Here is a 14,462-nt window from a genome sequence, read left to right as displayed (position 1 = left end):
TTACTGCTATAGTCGCGAACGCCGCCAAAAGCGGCCTGGTTTCAGGGTGTTCGCCAAAACTGCCACCCTAACCGTTGCAACCTTTTCAGGACGTAAGGCCGTCCGACAGAAAATTCGCTGCAATGACTGCGAATTTTCAGAAATCAAGCCTTGAGCCATGACGCGTGATCACCCCTTTCCTATGGGAGATCACGGTAAATGCAACCCGCTACGGATTCAGCGAGCGGCACCCGATTTTCAAGGGATAAGTGTAGGGTGGAGATGCATAACCGTCGGACTGCGTAGTTTCAAGACGCTTCATTTCGTCCGCTTCCGACCGTTGATTCCTCCTCCTGAACAAGTGCTTCTGTCACGACACAGCAAGCAGGAGACGTAGTCGCGATTCCGGTCCCATTGACTGGAGTTCGCTGGACACTGGAGTGGCCCGCCGCTCCTGACACGCACCTGACACCGACCGCGAGAGTCGTGTGCGCCAATCGCCGTTTCCGGTAGCCCGGAAACCCATTGGTACCACATGAAAAGAATGCTGATTAACGCGACTCAGCCCGAAGAGTTGCGTGTTGCTCTGGTCGACGGCCAACGCCTGTACGACCTGGACATTGAATCGGGTGCCCGCGAGCAGAAGAAGGCCAACATCTACAAAGGCCGAATCACTCGTATCGAGCCCAGCCTTGAAGCCGCTTTCGTCGACTTCGGCGCCGAGCGCCACGGCTTCCTGCCCCTGAAAGAAATTTCCCGCGAGTACTTCAAGAAGTCCCCCGAAGGCCGCATCAACATCAAGGAAGTGCTCAGCGAAGGCCAGGAAGTCATCGTCCAGGTCGAGAAAGAAGAGCGCGGCAACAAGGGCGCAGCCCTGACCACCTTCATCAGCCTTGCTGGGCGTTACCTGGTGCTGATGCCGAACAACCCCCGCGCCGGTGGCATCTCCCGCCGCATCGAAGGCGAAGAGCGCAATGAACTGCGTGAAGCGCTGAACGGCCTCAACGCTCCAGCCGACATGGGCCTGATCGTTCGCACCGCGGGTCTGGGCCGCTCCAGCGAAGAGCTGCAGTGGGACCTGGATTATCTGCTGCAACTCTGGAGCGCCATCAAGGAAGCTTCTGGCGAGCGTGGCGCCCCCTTCCTGATCTATCAGGAAAGCAACGTCATCATCCGCGCTATCCGCGACTACCTGCGCCAGGACATCGGCGAAGTGCTGGTCGACAGCGTCGAAGCACACGAGGAAGCCCTCAGCTTCATCCGCCAGGTGATGCCGCAGTACCAGAGCAAGATCAAGCTCTATCAGGACAGCGTTCCGCTGTTCAATCGTTTCCAGATCGAAAGCCAGATCGAAACCGCCTTCCAGCGCGAAGTGAAGCTGCCGTCTGGCGGCTCCATCGTCATCGATCCGACCGAGGCCCTGGTGTCCATCGACATCAACTCGGCCCGTGCCACCAAGGGTGGCGACATCGAAGAAACCGCCCTGCAGACCAACCTGGAAGCGGCCGAGGAAATCGCCCGTCAGTTGCGCCTGCGTGACATCGGCGGTCTGATCGTCATCGACTTCATCGACATGACGCCGGCCAAGAACCAGCGCGCCGTGGAAGAGAAGGTCCGCGAGGCCCTGGAAGCCGACCGCGCACGCGTGCAGATCGGTCGCATCTCGCGCTTCGGCCTGCTGGAAATGTCCCGTCAACGTCTGCGTCCGTCCCTGGGCGAGACCAGCGGCATCGTCTGCCCCCGTTGCGACGGCCAAGGCATCATCCGTGACGTCGAATCCCTGTCGTTGGCCATCCTGCGTCTGATCGAGGAAGAGGCTCTCAAGGACCGTACTGCCGAGGTCCGCGCCCAAGTGCCGATTCCGGTTGCCGCCTTCCTGCTCAACGAGAAGCGCAACAGCATCACCAAGATCGAGCTGCGCAGCCGTTCACGCATCGTCATCCTGCCGAACGACCACCTGGAAACCCCACACTTCGAAGTCCAGCGCCTGCGCGACGACAGTCCGGAAGTGCTGAACAACCAGTCCAGCTACGAAATGACCCCGGCTGAGGTGGAAGAAGCCCAACCGGTCAGCTCCACCCGCACCCTGGTTCGCCAGGAAGCAGCGGTGAAGACCGTTTCCCCCGAGCGCCCCGTACCGGCACCGATTGCAGCCGCTCCGCAAGCCCAGCCGGCACCCACTCCGGAGCCCAGCCTGTTCAAGGGTCTGGTGAAGTCCCTGGTAGGCCTGTTCGCTGGCAAGGAAGAGCCCAAGGTCGAAGCCGAGAAGCCGACCACCGAACGCCAGCCGCGCAGTGAAGAGCGTCGCAACGGCCGTCAGCAGAACCGTCGCCGCGATGGCCGTGAGGGCCGCGAAGGTCGTGAGGGTCGTGAAAGCCGCCGCGAGGAAGACCGCAAGCCACGCGAAGAACGCCAGCCCCGCGAAGCTCGTGAAGGCCAGGAAACCCGCCGCGAGCGCCCTGCCCGCGAAGAGCGCCAGCCGCGTGAAGAACGCCAACCGCGCGAGGAGCGTCAGCCTCGCGAAGAGCGTCAGGCCCGTGAGCCCCGCGAAGAGCGTCAACCGCGTGAAGAGCGCCAGCCTCGCGAAGAGCGCCAGCCTCGTGAGCCCCGCGAGGAGCGTCAGCCGCGCGAAGCCCGTGAGCCGCGTGAACCGCGTGAAGGCCAGGAAGGTCGCCGCGAGCGTGGCGAACGCGCCGAGCGTCCCGCCCGTGAAGAGCGCCAACCGCGTGAAGAACGCCAACCTCGCGAAGAGCGCCAGCCGCGCGCTGAACTGGCCCAGACCGAAGCGGTCGACGAGGAACTGCTGAACAACGAGGAGCTGCTGCAGGACGACGATCAGGAAGGCTCCGATGACGAGCGTCCTCGTCGCCGCTCCCGTGGCCAGCGCCGCCGCAGCAACCGCCGCGAGCGTCAGCGTGAAGCCAACGGCGAAGAGCTGGTGGAAGGTCAGGATGACGGTGAAGTCGTCCAGGCTGCTGCCGTCGTCGCGACCGGTGTAGTTGCCGCTGAATTGGTTTCCGCTGAAGTGGCCGCCGAAGCCGCTACCGATGCACCGGTACAGGTAGAAACACCGGCCGTTGAAGCCGAAGCTACAGAAGCCGTGGTCGCCCAGGTCGAAGAAGCTGCTCCGGTTGTCGAGCAGGCCCCGGTGGTAGAAGAAGCTCCGGCCATCGTCGAAGCGACCACGTTCGAAGCAGCTCCTGCTGAAGCCGTGGTCGAAGCGCCAGCCGTGATCGAAGAAGCTCCGGCAGTTGCAGCGCAGACTGAAGCACCTGCCCCGGCTCCGGCCAGCACTGGCCGTGCGCCCAACGATCCGCGCGAAGTGCGCCGTCGTCAGCGCGAAGCCGAGCGCCTGGCCAAGGAAGCCGAAGAGGCTGCCGCCAAGGTTGTCGAAGCTACTGCTGCTGCCGAACCGGTTTCCGCTGTTGTTCACGCTGTCGCTGGCGTAGAAGAAGAAGTGGTCGCTGCCGAGCAGAAGGTTGAAGACACCGTCGAGCAAGCCGTTGAGGCCCCGGTCGAACAACCTGAGCAGGTCGCGGTAGTGACTGAGGCCGAAGTTCCGGCGCAAGCCGAGACCAAGACCGAAGAAGAGAAGGAAGAAGCCAAGGACGAGACCAAACCGGTCGTCTGAAGCTTTCCTGAATGAAAAAAGGGATGCCATTGGCATCCCTTTTTTTGGACTCGCGGTACCGCTACTCGACCTCATTCTCCGTCTGGATACCAAACTGCAGCTCAGCCAGCCGTGCATAGAGCGGGCTACCGGCCACAAGTTGCGCGTGACGACCAATTGCCACCACCTTGCCCCGCTCCATCACCGCGATGCGATCGGCATTCTGTACCGTAGCCAGGCGGTGTGCGATCACCAGGGTGGTCCGCCCGCTCAACAGCGCCGGCAACGCTTGCTGGATCAGGTGTTCGCTCTCCGCATCCAGGGCGCTGGTGGCCTCGTCCAACAGCAGGATGGGGGCATCCACCAGCAGCGCACGGGCAATTGCCAGGCGCTGGCGCTGTCCACCTGAGAGACCGATACCGCCCTCCCCCAGATGGGTCTGGTAACCCTGCGGCAGGCGGGCGATGAATTCGTGCGCGTGGGCGGCACGGGCAGCGGCCTCGACCTCGGCATCGCTGGCCTCGGGGCGACCATAGCGGATGTTGTCTTCGACACTGCCGTAGAACAGGGCCGGACCCTGGGACACCAGGGCGAAGCAGCGACGCAAATCGGCAGGGTCAAGCTCACGCAACTCGACGCCCTCCACACGGATGCTGCCGGCCTGGGGATCGAAGAAGCGCAACAGCAGCTCGAACACGGTCGACTTGCCTGCACCGGACGGTCCCACCAAAGCCAGGGTTTCTCCAGGGCGAACCGCCAGGCTGACGCCGTCCAGGGCGTTCACATCAGGTCGCCCCGGATAGGCAAAGCGCACCTCCTCCAGCTCGATTTGCCCACTGACCCGCTCTGGCAGCGTCATCCGCCCCTCAAGCGGTGCATGAATGGCATTGCGCGCCTGCAGCAGTTCGGCGATACGTTCTGCTGCACCCGCGGCACTCTGCAGCTCACCGATCACCTCGCTGATGGCACCGAAAGCGGCTCCCACAATCAGGCTGTAGAACACGAAAGCCGCCAAGTCACCGGGAGAGATGCGCCCGGCGATCACATCCGTGCCTCCCACCCAGAGCATCACACCCACGGCCCCCAGCACCAGCAGGATCACCAGGGTGATCAGCCAGGCGCGCTGGGTAATCCGGCGGCGCGCGGTATCGAAGGCGCCTTCCACGGTGCCGGCGAATCGCTGGCGGTCCTGAGCCTGGTGGTTGTACGCCTGCACCGTCTTGATCTGTCCAAGGGTCTCGCCCACGTAGCTGCCGACGTCGGCGATTCGGTCCTGGCTCTGACGCGACAATTTCCGCACGCGCCGACCGAAGATGAGGATCGGCGCCAGCACCAGCGGCAGCGCCAGCAGCACGATGCCGGTGAGCTTGGGGTTGGTGACGAACAACAGGCCGATGCCCCCGACCAGCATGATCCCGTTGCGTAATGCCATGGACAGGGAGGAGCCGATCACCGATTGCAACAAGGTGGTGTCCGCCGTCAGCCGTGACTGGATTTCCGACGCGCGATTGCTCTCGTAGAAACCGGGGTGCAGCTGGATCAGATGGTCGAACACGCGCTTGCGGATGTCTGCGACGAAACGCTCACCGACCCAGGAAACCAGGTAGAAGCGAGTGAAGGTACCCAGTGCCAGAGCCAGCACAAGGCCGAAGAACAGCATGATCGAATGTCGCAACGACGCCTCGGACTGCGTGGCCAGTCCCTGGTCGACCAGGAGGCGAATGCCTTGCCCCATGGACAGGGTGATCCCGGCGGTGAACAGCAGCGCCAGCAAGGCGCCGATCACCCGCCAGCGATAGGGCGCAACGAAGCGCCCAGCCATGCGCAACGCATTACGCTGCCTAGCGGAAAGGAGGGATGTCATCGGGGGCTCAGTCGGGTTGTTCAAGGGAATGTTCGCTGCGTGCGGGCGCTTCCGCCCACCAACCCACCAGGCAGAGGCACAACGCGACCAGATTGGTAGAAAGCGGGTTGAAGGCCTGGATCAGCAGGCCTGGAGTGAACAACGCTACGTCCAGCAACAGCCCTGCCAGCAGGAACGCCGCGAGTACGAGGGGCCAACGCGACTGGCGCACACCCAGCAGGAGCAGCGCAAGGATGATTTCGGCCAGCCCAGCCAGGGTCGCCACACGCTCGACGTGGGTCAGGCCATGAGCGGCGATCATCAATCTCTCGTCAGTGCTAAGCCAGAGCAGCTTCGGCACCAGGCCGTGGTAGAGAAACAGGAACGCCAGCCCACAACGGGCCAGCATTGCAAAGCGCCGCAGATCAACGATCGGCATTCAGGAAGCGCCCCTCGTGGTCGGGCGACGGTAGCAGGCAGACGTCGTGTCGGCCGAAAAGACGGTAGCGATTCAGGGCAATACGGTCATAACACCAGTCCCGCAAGCCCAGGGGCAGGATGCGGAATACCCCCAGCAGCGGCCAGGGCGCCGGCAACTGGCGGATGATCCTTGCGATGGCCTCGGAGCGGACGAACAGCTCGCGGCCTTCGACATAGAGCATGGTTGCATAGCTGTCAGTAGGCAGGCCGAACCAGCGGAGAATCGCCTGCCCTTCCGCAGATTGCACCGAGGCGAGCTTGAACACGCGCGCGCGGTCATAGCGAATCAGGAACTTCGCCCAGCCATTGCAGAGCTTGCAGACCCCGTCGAAAAGCACGACGCGCTCACCGGATCGAACGTAGGGCGGGTACTGCTCGGCATCCATCGCGATGCTCCTGCATCTACGGGAAAGTGTCGTCGATAGTATCCGATCCCCCGGGAAACCGGTGAGCGGCGTCAGCCCTCGTCGCCCCAACCGAGTGGGTAGAGCAATTCTTCCTTGTAACCGGCCCAGACACGAACCACATCTGGGAAAGCGTCGTCCAGTGCTGGATCGCCGCTGTCCACAAGCAATGGGCGGCCTTCCAAGGTGCCGAGCTTGCGCTTGGTGGCTACTACCCGGAGGTGCTCAAGGCCAATGGCACGCAGAACCCTCGGGCTGATCTGCTGGTTGCCGCGGCCGATGATATGGCCCTGGCCGCCGATGGCGGTGACCAGCAGCCGCGTGGGATGCCCGTCCACCAATTCGAACAGTTGCGCTTCGGTCACGTCACGGGCGATTACCACGCCGCTCTCGATCACATCGACGCCCAGCAGAGTCGTCTCCAGGCCCAGGTTGTCGGCCAGGCCATGGAGCGTCGAGCCCGGCCCGAACACGTAGCGCACGCCCTCTTCCCAGCTGTCATTCAGCCAGTCGGCGAGCTCCACCAGCACCAGCTCTTCCGACTCCATGCCGCCTTGCTTGACGTGCTGCATGTAGTGCCCTTCCACCGGCACCATCAATTCGCCGTACCAGCGCGCCGCCACCTTGCCGTCGCGCAGCGCTGTCTCGTCCAGGTCACGCACCTCGCCACTGGCCAGACGAACGAGGCCACCTTCCACCAATCGCCGCGCCAATTCCCCGGCGGCACGCGGGCTGATGGCATAGACGCCGGAGTGGATCTTCACCCCAGCGGGAATGCCCAGCACAGGTTGATCGTCACGAACCGCCGCGCTGACATCACGCGCGGTACCGTCACCGCCCGCGAAAAGAATCACGGCCACGCCGGCCGCCTGCAGGGCCTCGACGGCGTGGCGCGTGTCATCGGCGCAAGTCATCGGGCCATCTAGATGCCCAAGCACGCGGTGGGAAAAGCCCATCTCGGCCAGCAGGTCGGCGCCCATCGGGCCGGGGAACGTAATGAACTGAATGCGCCCGACAAGCGGCAACAGGCACTCCAGCGCGAGACGCGTACGCGCCGCCGCCCGGGGCTCGGCGCCTCTGGCCAGGGCTTCGGCGGCGACCCCGTCGCTACCCTTGAGCGCCGCTGGGCCACCCAGGCCGGCCAGCGGGTTGATGATCAGACCCATGTGGAACAGGGACATGCTTACCTCGTACTGAACTCTCGCCCCACGCAGGGGGTCCATCCACCAGGACCAGGACGCTCGCAGTTGGCATATTCGCTGCTAGTGTTTTCTGGTCTTTCGTTTTTCCGGCGCACCCTTCGCGCCGACTGTCACCGCGCGTTCATATGCTCTACCTAGACTGCGCGCAACACCTGAATGAGGAGACAGGCCATGAGCTTGCACGACAGCACTTCCGATAGCCGCGTGATCCCGCTGCAACCGCGTCGTCCCGTCGGCGGCGCGATAATCGACGCCGAAGGCCGTGAGATTCCGATTACCGAAATCATGATCCAGCGTGCCTGCCAGGAGCTTCACAAGCAGCTGGCATCCGAGCGGAGACAGGCCTGAAGCGCCTGGGCCCGGGGCAATCCCGGGCCCGTCATCTAAACCAGCTCGGCCCCCAGCGCCCGGACGATTTCCGCCAACCGCGGCGCTTCTCCCGTCAAACGTACCCGTAACCCGTCGATTTCCCGTCGCACCGGATAGTGCTTGCGCAGCGCATCGAAGGCGGCTCGGCGCTGGTGCTCGTCACCTACGAGGCTACGTCGGAAGTCCGCGTCGTCGCGGCGCGGGTCGTACACGGCCCGGCACAGGGTCGCCAGGGCCCAGTCGAGGTCGCTGCTGGCGTCCAGGGTCAGCTCCCCCAGCCAGGGCGTCGGCAGCAGCTCGTCCAGTCGCACACTTTCCGCCTGGCCGCTGAAGCGGCACCACGCCTGATAGATCTGCGCGGTACCACGCAGCTTGCCGTCGAGGCTGTAGCCGGCAATGTGGGGCGTGGCGATACGACACAGGTGTGCCAGTTCCATATCAGCCAGAGGCTCGCCTTCCCAGACGTCCAGGACCGCCCGCAGATCCTGGCGACGCCCCAGCAGGCCACGCAATGCGCGGTTGTCGACCACCGCACCCCGGCTGGCATTGACCAGCCACGCGCCTGGCCGCAGACGCTCCAGCCGCTCAGCGTCCAGTAAATGATGGGTCGGGTGATCACCACCATTGTCCAGCGGTGTGTGCAGGCTGATCGCATCGCACTCGCGGAGGATGGTCTCCAGATCGACGAAGTCGCCGCTCTCAGCCGTCTGGCGAGGCGGATCGCAAACCAGCACCCGCCAACCGAGGCCGCGCAATACCTCCACCAGGCGCCCACCCACCTGGCCGGCCCCCACGACGCCAAAGGTACGCGAGGCGAGTCGAACGCCTTCGTCCTCGGCCAGTAGCAGCAAACTGCCCAGCACATAGTCGACCACGCCGCGGGCATTGCAGCCGGGCGCGCTGGACCAGGCGATGCCCGCTTCAGCGAAATACTCAAGGTCGAGATGGTCGGTACCGATGGTGCAGGTGCCGACGAATCGCACCGGACTGCCGGCCAGGAGCGCGCGATCGACGCGGGTCACCGAGCGCACCAGCAGAAGATCGGTGTCGGCAAGGGCGGCCGCATCGATGGCGCGACCCGGCAGGCGGCGGATTTCACCCAGGGCGCCGAAGAAGGCGTCGACCAGGGGGATGTTTTCGTCGGCAACAATTCGCATGGCAGGCTCCTGCAGAGAGACCGCTATTCTACGCAATCACCCAGTCCTACGCCCAAACGGCAATCCGCTGTCCCTCTTTTCTGACCGTTGCGTCAGGGCGTAGACTAAGGCCCCCTCAGCCTCCACGTCCCGTTCCGCCGGCAGCCTCTCCTGCAAAGGCTGGGATAGTGAACCGTCGCGAGCCCGTCGCGACCAGGCAATGTCCAGATCCCTTTCAGCCACTCTCAGCATGGACACCACCGGCACGCCCGGAGGACGCCTTATCGATATGGAACTCTCAGTGAACAACGCAGAAACCCGTTTCAGCCGCGCCAGCACGGAACTGCGCGCGCTGCTCAAGCTGGCGGCGCCAATCATGATCGCCCAGCTCTCTAACACCGCCATGGGCTTCGTCGATGCCGTCATGGCCGGTCGCGTCAGCCCTCGCGACCTCGCCGCCGTGGCACTCGGCAACTCCATCTGGATCCCGGTCTTCCTCCTGATGACCGGCATCCTCCTTGCCACCACCGCCAAGGTTGCCGAGCGTTTTGGCGCCGGCAAGCAGGAAGAGATCGGCCCACTGGTGCGCCAGGGCCTCTGGCTGGCCTTGGCAGTGGGTCTCAGCGGCGCCCTGTTGCTGGTCAATGCGCGCCCGGTGCTCGAGCTGATGGGCGTGGACCAGGAACTGATCGATCCTGCCATGGGCTACCTGCACGGTATCGCCTTCGGCTTCCCCGCCGTGGCGCTCTACTACGTACTGCGCTGCTTCAGCGATGGCCTTGGCCGCACTCGTCCAAGCATGGTGCTGGGCATCTGCGGACTGCTGCTGAACATTCCGCTGAACTACATCCTGATCTATGGCCATTTCGGCATGCCCGCACTGGGCGGGGTCGGCTGCGGCTGGGCCAGCGGCATGGTGATGTGGTTCATGCTGCTGGGCATGCTGACCTGGGTGACCCGCGCCCCGACGTACAAACCGAGCAAGCTGTTCGAGCGCTTCGACAAGCCGCAACTGTCGCTGATCAAACGCCTGCTATCGGTGGGCGTTCCCATCGGCATCGCCGTCTTCGCCGAGTCGAGCATCTTCGCCGTGATCGCCCTTCTGATCGGAGGACTGGGCGCCACCGTGGTCGCCGGTCACCAGATCGCTCTGAATTTCAGTGCGCTGATCTTCATGATCCCTTATGCGCTGGCGATGGCCGTCACCGTGCGCGTCGGCCAGGCCCTGGGCCGTGGCGATCCGCGGGCGGCACGCTTCGCGGCAGGTATTGGCATCGGTACTGCGCTGGCCTACGCCTGTATCTCGGCCAGCTTGATGCTGCTGTGCCGTGAGCTGATCGCGAAGATGTACTCCCCCGACCCGCAGGTGATCGCCGTGGCCGCAATGCTGATCGTCTACTCGGCGCTGTTCCAGTTCTCCGATGCCATCCAGGTTGCCGCGGCCGGCGCCCTGCGCGGCTATCAGGACACCCGCGCGACCATGATCATCACGCTGTTCGCCTACTGGGGAATCGGCCTACCCGTGGGCTATGCGCTCGGGCTATCCAACTGGCTGGGCCAGCCCAGCGGCCCCAAAGGGCTCTGGCAGGGCCTGGTCGTAGGTCTGACCTGCGCGGCTCTGCTGCTCAGCCTGCGACTGGCGCGCAGTGCGCGCGCGAGGATTCGCAGCAGATGATAAAGGGCCGCTTCAAGCGGCCCTTTTCCTTGCAGCGGAACTTTCACTCGTCTGGATGAGCCGGGACGGCGGCCAGGTCTTCCCAGTATGCAGGGGTCAGGAATTCGCGGCCGGCAAGCAGGTGCTCCAGGTAGCTGCGGGTCGGCCACAGACCGTCCTCGCGCATCGACGGATTGGCCACATAGACCCAGGCAGGCTGCACGCCCCCGGCGGTGACCACTGGCATGCGTTCGCGACTATAGAAGATCGGCGTGCCCTCGAAGGGGTCCATCTTCCAGATCTCATCCTCGTGCTCCAGACGGTAGAGCACACCCTCTACCACCCCGCCCCGCTGGTAGCGAATGTTGGCGTAGGAACGACCGGGACGGTCATGGTCGCGCTTGTTGAAGCACAGGGCATAGCCCTCCAGGCGCCCGGCGAGAGCTTCGCTGAATGCGAGGCCACGACTGCGCATGCGCGCCAGATTCATGTTCGAACCGTAGGCGAAGTAGAAAGACATCAGTCGGACTTCTTGCGAATCCAGTAGAAGTAGGTACCGGCTTCTTCCGACTGGTCCAGCAGCTCATGACCGAGGAAGACGCAGAACTTCGGGATGTCACGGCGCGTGGACGGGTCGGTGGCGATGACCTTGAGCAGGCCGCCAGCCGGCAGATCGCGCACTTTGTTGTGCAGCATCATCACTGGCTCTGGGCAGTTCAGGCCGGTGGCATCAAGAATGGCATCAGGCTGTTGGGACATGGGGCACTCCGAAAACTGGCGGCTATTGTGGCGCAAAGCCGGTTTCCCGCCCAGCCTTGAGGCCCTTGCTGCGACGTCCGGCCACAGCGTTGCACAACCTTGGATAGGCTCCTCCACACCGGCCACTCGGGCAAGCTGAGGCGATAATTCCTGCCAGCGGTCCTCCGATGCGCCTCGCCAACCTGCTACTCGCCCTCCTCCTACTCGGCGGCTGCGCCGCCCGCGAACAGCTCCCCGACTTCAGCGCCCTTGCCGACCGCGAGCTGCCCGCCACGCACTTCGAGACCGTCATCACCGCCCGCGACGGCACGCGGCTTTCCGCCACCGTATTTCAACCCGCCCTCAAACCGGGTGAACAGGCCCCGTTGGTGGTGCACACCCACGGCTGGGGTGGATGGAGGGTGACCGGGCCGGAGGGTTTTTATGGTCAGCAGATGATGTCCGGACGTGCCGCGCTCAAGGCCTGGCGCGCGGGTTTCTGGGTGATCAGCTACGACCAGCGCGGCTGGGGCGGCAGTGACGGCAACATCCAGATGATGGACCCGCGCTACGAGGTACAGGATGCACTTGCCGTCATCGACTGGGCCGTCAGCCATCTGCCGCGCCTGAGCATGGACGGCCCTGGTGACCCACGTGTCGGCATGCTGGGCGAAAGCTATGGCGGCGCCGTGCAATTGCTGGCCTCGGCGGAAGATCCGCGCATCAACGCCATCGTCCCCATCGCCACCTGGTACGACTTGTCCGAGGCCCTGGCACCAGGCGGACACATGAAAGTGGGTTGGACCGGCGTATTGCTAGGCCTCGGCCTTGCCACTGGCTACGACCTGGGCAAGTTCACCCAGGCCCCTTACTTGAGAAGCGCAAGCGGTGAGATGACGCCCCAGGTACAGGCCGAGCTCAAGGCACACAGCCTCGCGAGCTATTGCCAGCGCGGCCAGCGCCCCCATGCCGACGCGCTGCTGATTCAGGGAATGCGGGACACGCTTTTCCCGCTCGACCAGGGCCTGGCCATCCGCGAATGCCTGCACAAAGGTGAGGCCGATGTGCGCCTGCTGGGGATGCAGGGTGGGCACATCCTGCCACCCCCGCTTCAGCGCTGGAGCGGCCTGCCGCCGTTCAACAACGAGCCGGTCCTGCATTGTGGCGATCGCGCCATCAACCTCTATCAGGCGGTGGTCGCCTGGTACGAGGACAAGCTGCGTGGGCGGCCAGGGGCCGCTGACAGCGTGCCGAATCTCTGTCTCAGTCTCGACCTTGACCATGGACTGGCGCTGAATCAGCTTCCCCAGGCTGGAGCGCCGCAGCCCCTGCCGGAAACTCGAATCCGACCGCTGACCAGCGGCTGGCTCAGACCATCCAGCTTCATTCCCCTGCGCAAAGTCGACGTAGCCAGCGGATTGGTGGGCAGCGTGCACCTGGAGTTGGATCGCAAAGCCGATGCGCCACTGCTGTTCGCTTCGCTGGCGGTAAGACGTGTCGGCGGAAAGCTAGAAGCACTCAGCGAACAGAGCACTCCGATCAATGCTCGCCAGGTGGACCTCGCTGCCTCCAGCGCCCTGCTCCAGCCCGGCGATGAACTGGGCCTGCAGGTCAGTGGTTTCAGCGGCCAGTACCTGTTCAACAGTTCCTGGAGTCTGCGCGTGACGACGTTAAAAGGCCTCGTCAGCCTGCCGCCGCTATTACCCCTGGATGCACCGCTCGCCAGCCAGTGAAAGGCGGTGCAGCATGGAGCTTTGCGGGAGCTCGCCATGCCTGAATCCCCTGAACGCAACTGGTGCGTCAAGCGGCTGGATGAAAACGGCAACGTATTCGTTTTGCGTGCCGGGCTGCGCCGCGATGAAGCCGAACAGCTGATGGCGGAGTATCAGGCGCGAGGGCACAAGCAGAGTTACTGGGTGGAGCGGATGGAACTGTAGGGGTGAATTCACTCCCCCCTACAAGAGGACGCCCGAATCTGGAACTGGCCCTACAGCCTGCGCAGATGGCACGTCACTTCCTCGCGGTCGTGATAGAGCTGCTTGCAGTCGATGGACACCTTCAGGCCCCTGCCCTTCATGCCCGCCTCGATACGCGCCAGCAACTTCTGCACTTCGGCATAGCGCTGCTTCATCGGCAGCTTGAGGTTGACCACGGCCTCCTGGCACCAGCCCTCGCCGAGCCAGGTCTCGATCATCGCGGCGGTGCGGGCGGGTTTTTCAACGATGTCACACACCATCCAGTTAACCGGCCGGCGCGGCTTGAAGGTGAAACCATCGGCGCGTTGATGCTCGACGAAGCCGGAGTACATAAGGCTTTCCGCCATAGGACCGTTGTCGACGGCGGTGACCTTGATTTCCCGCTGCACCAGTTGCCAGGTCCAGCCACCCGGCGCGGCGCCCAGGTCGACGGCCGTCATTCCCGGCGCCAGGCGTGCATCCCACTGGTTACGCGGGATGAACTGGTGCCAGGCTTCCTCCAGCTTGAGGGTGGAGCGGCTCGGGGCCTCTCTGGGAAATTTCAGGCGCGGGATACCCATCGGCCAGAGCGCCGAGTTGTTCGACTCGGCCAGGCCGACGAAAGCCTGACGGCCGCTGCGGAAAGTCAGCAGCAGTCGTGGCAGCTGCGGATCGTCCTTGAGTTTGCCGGCCTTGGTCAGTGCGGCACGCAAGGGTTTCTCGAACTTGCGGCAGAAAGTCGACAGCTCCTTGCCGTCGTTGGTGTCCAGCACCTCCAGCCAGAGACTGCCGCACACCGGGTAAGCGGCCAGCGCCTCCAGCAGCACGCCGATGCGGTCGGTTTCCGGTAGGTCGACGTACTCACCACGCGCCCACTGACGCGGGAAGATCAACTGACTGAAGCGCACTTTGCGCATCAGCCGTTCGGCGCCACCGGGCTCGCTGCAGACGAATTCGGCGCAGGCGCTCTGCGGCTTGGCCCGGGAGTAACCGGCCACATCGAGGCGGGCGGCGTGATCGGTCATTTCGGCGCAGACCTCGCCCTCGAAACCGGGGCGGCAGTGCAACAGCAAGGTGTTCATCGGGTTTCCT

At 64.1% G+C, this 14,462-nt stretch carries 13 protein-coding genes; 5 read left to right on the top strand and 8 right to left on the bottom strand.

What is annotated here, in order from left to right:
* Positions 1-514: 514 nt before the first annotated feature.
* Entirely contained in the window at positions 515-3,610 is a 3,096-nt protein-coding gene (rne, locus tag D6Z43_RS02265; protein WP_218569232.1) for a ribonuclease E, read from the top strand.
* A 61-nt stretch (positions 3,611-3,671) separates the two neighbouring features.
* Here rne and D6Z43_RS02260 read toward each other — a convergent pair whose 3' ends face one another.
* The 4 genes from D6Z43_RS02260 to D6Z43_RS02245 form a co-directional block, all read right to left on the bottom strand.
* Entirely contained in the window at positions 3,672-5,453 is a 1,782-nt protein-coding gene (locus D6Z43_RS02260; RefSeq protein ID WP_120650097.1) for an ABC transporter transmembrane domain-containing protein, read from the bottom strand.
* A gap of 7 nt (positions 5,454-5,460) precedes the next feature.
* A complete protein-coding gene (locus D6Z43_RS02255) occupies positions 5,461-5,871 on the bottom strand; it encodes a DoxX-like family protein (protein WP_120650096.1) in 411 nt (136 codons plus the stop codon).
* Complete coding sequence (locus D6Z43_RS02250; RefSeq protein ID WP_120650095.1) at positions 5,858-6,298, bottom strand: thiol-disulfide oxidoreductase DCC family protein; 441 nt, start codon at positions 6,296-6,298, stop codon at positions 5,858-5,860. The genes D6Z43_RS02255 and D6Z43_RS02250 overlap by 14 nt, the downstream gene beginning before the upstream one ends.
* A 71-nt stretch (positions 6,299-6,369) precedes the next feature.
* Entirely contained in the window at positions 6,370-7,497 is a 1,128-nt protein-coding gene (locus D6Z43_RS02245; protein WP_120650094.1) for an ATP-NAD kinase family protein, read from the bottom strand.
* 192 nt (positions 7,498-7,689) lie between these two features.
* Between D6Z43_RS02245 and D6Z43_RS27765 the strand changes: the two genes are divergently transcribed.
* Positions 7,690-7,866, top strand: a complete 177-nt coding sequence (locus D6Z43_RS27765; protein ID WP_162945793.1) for a PA1571 family protein — start codon at positions 7,690-7,692, stop codon at positions 7,864-7,866.
* 35 nt (positions 7,867-7,901) lie between these two features.
* Here D6Z43_RS27765 and pdxB read toward each other — a convergent pair whose 3' ends face one another.
* Positions 7,902-9,044: a 4-phosphoerythronate dehydrogenase PdxB gene (pdxB, locus tag D6Z43_RS02240; RefSeq protein ID WP_120650093.1), complete on the bottom strand. Its 1,143-nt coding sequence runs from the start codon at positions 9,042-9,044 to the stop codon at positions 7,902-7,904.
* Positions 9,045-9,312: 268 nt separating this feature from the next.
* Between pdxB and D6Z43_RS02235 the strand changes: the two genes are divergently transcribed.
* Positions 9,313-10,698 (top strand): MATE family efflux transporter, encoded by a 1,386-nt coding sequence (locus D6Z43_RS02235; RefSeq protein WP_120650092.1) that lies wholly within the window; start codon positions 9,313-9,315, stop codon positions 10,696-10,698.
* Positions 10,699-10,741: 43 nt separating this feature from the next.
* Here the strand turns inward: D6Z43_RS02235 and D6Z43_RS02230 are convergent, their stop codons facing one another.
* Both D6Z43_RS02230 and tusA read right to left on the bottom strand, forming a co-directional pair.
* The gene (locus D6Z43_RS02230; RefSeq protein ID WP_120650091.1) at positions 10,742-11,197 is read right to left on the bottom strand and encodes a gamma-glutamylcyclotransferase family protein; all 456 of its coding nucleotides are present in this window, start codon (positions 11,195-11,197) and stop codon (positions 10,742-10,744) included.
* Positions 11,197-11,436: a sulfurtransferase TusA gene (gene tusA / locus D6Z43_RS02225; RefSeq protein ID WP_077526325.1), complete on the bottom strand. Its 240-nt coding sequence runs from the start codon at positions 11,434-11,436 to the stop codon at positions 11,197-11,199. Before tusA ends, D6Z43_RS02230 begins: the two co-directional genes overlap by 1 nt.
* Before the next feature lie 167 nt (positions 11,437-11,603).
* Between tusA and D6Z43_RS02220 the strand changes: the two genes are divergently transcribed.
* Both D6Z43_RS02220 and D6Z43_RS27760 read left to right on the top strand, forming a co-directional pair.
* On the top strand, positions 11,604-13,148 hold the full coding sequence (locus tag D6Z43_RS02220; protein WP_120650090.1) for an alpha/beta hydrolase: 1,545 nt from the start codon (positions 11,604-11,606) through the stop codon (positions 13,146-13,148).
* 36 nt (positions 13,149-13,184) lie between these two features.
* Positions 13,185-13,352 carry a hypothetical protein gene (locus D6Z43_RS27760; protein ID WP_162945792.1) on the top strand — a complete coding sequence of 56 codons (168 nt, stop codon included), beginning with the start codon at positions 13,185-13,187 and terminating at the stop codon, positions 13,350-13,352.
* 50 nt (positions 13,353-13,402) lie between these two features.
* Here the strand turns inward: D6Z43_RS27760 and rlmM are convergent, their stop codons facing one another.
* Positions 13,403-14,452 (bottom strand): 23S rRNA (cytidine(2498)-2'-O)-methyltransferase RlmM, encoded by a 1,050-nt coding sequence (gene rlmM, locus D6Z43_RS02215; RefSeq protein ID WP_120650089.1) that lies wholly within the window; start codon positions 14,450-14,452, stop codon positions 13,403-13,405.
* Between the last annotated feature and the right edge of the window lie 10 nt (positions 14,453-14,462).

It is taken from the genome of Pseudomonas sp. DY-1 (assembly GCF_003626975.1).
Lineage (GTDB): Bacteria > Pseudomonadota > Gammaproteobacteria > Pseudomonadales > Pseudomonadaceae > Metapseudomonas.
Note: the sequence above shows the minus strand (reverse complement) of the source record. Positions and strands in the feature narration are given on the sequence as shown.

Coding starts and splice junctions, on each gene's coding strand:
- D6Z43_RS02245 (WP_120650094.1), bottom strand. CDS start 7,497: ATGTCCCTGTTCCACATGGGTCTGATCATCAACCCGCTGGCCGGCCTG.
- tusA (WP_077526325.1), bottom strand. CDS start 11,436: ATGTCCCAACAGCCTGATGCCATTCTTGATGCCACCGGCCTGAACTGC.
- D6Z43_RS02255 (WP_120650096.1), bottom strand. CDS start 5,871: ATGCCGATCGTTGATCTGCGGCGCTTTGCAATGCTGGCCCGTTGTGGG.
- D6Z43_RS02230 (WP_120650091.1), bottom strand. CDS start 11,197: ATGTCTTTCTACTTCGCCTACGGTTCGAACATGAATCTGGCGCGCATG.
- pdxB (WP_120650093.1), bottom strand. CDS start 9,044: ATGCGAATTGTTGCCGACGAAAACATCCCCCTGGTCGACGCCTTCTTC.
- D6Z43_RS02260 (WP_120650097.1), bottom strand. CDS start 5,453: ATGACATCCCTCCTTTCCGCTAGGCAGCGTAATGCGTTGCGCATGGCT.
- D6Z43_RS02250 (WP_120650095.1), bottom strand. CDS start 6,298: ATGGATGCCGAGCAGTACCCGCCCTACGTTCGATCCGGTGAGCGCGTC.
- D6Z43_RS27765 (WP_162945793.1), top strand. CDS start 7,690: ATGAGCTTGCACGACAGCACTTCCGATAGCCGCGTGATCCCGCTGCAA.
- D6Z43_RS02220 (WP_120650090.1), top strand. CDS start 11,604: ATGCGCCTCGCCAACCTGCTACTCGCCCTCCTCCTACTCGGCGGCTGC.
- rne (WP_218569232.1), top strand. CDS start 515: ATGAAAAGAATGCTGATTAACGCGACTCAGCCCGAAGAGTTGCGTGTT.
- D6Z43_RS02235 (WP_120650092.1), top strand. CDS start 9,313: ATGGAACTCTCAGTGAACAACGCAGAAACCCGTTTCAGCCGCGCCAGC.
- rlmM (WP_120650089.1), bottom strand. CDS start 14,452: ATGAACACCTTGCTGTTGCACTGCCGCCCCGGTTTCGAGGGCGAGGTC.
- D6Z43_RS27760 (WP_162945792.1), top strand. CDS start 13,185: ATGCCTGAATCCCCTGAACGCAACTGGTGCGTCAAGCGGCTGGATGAA.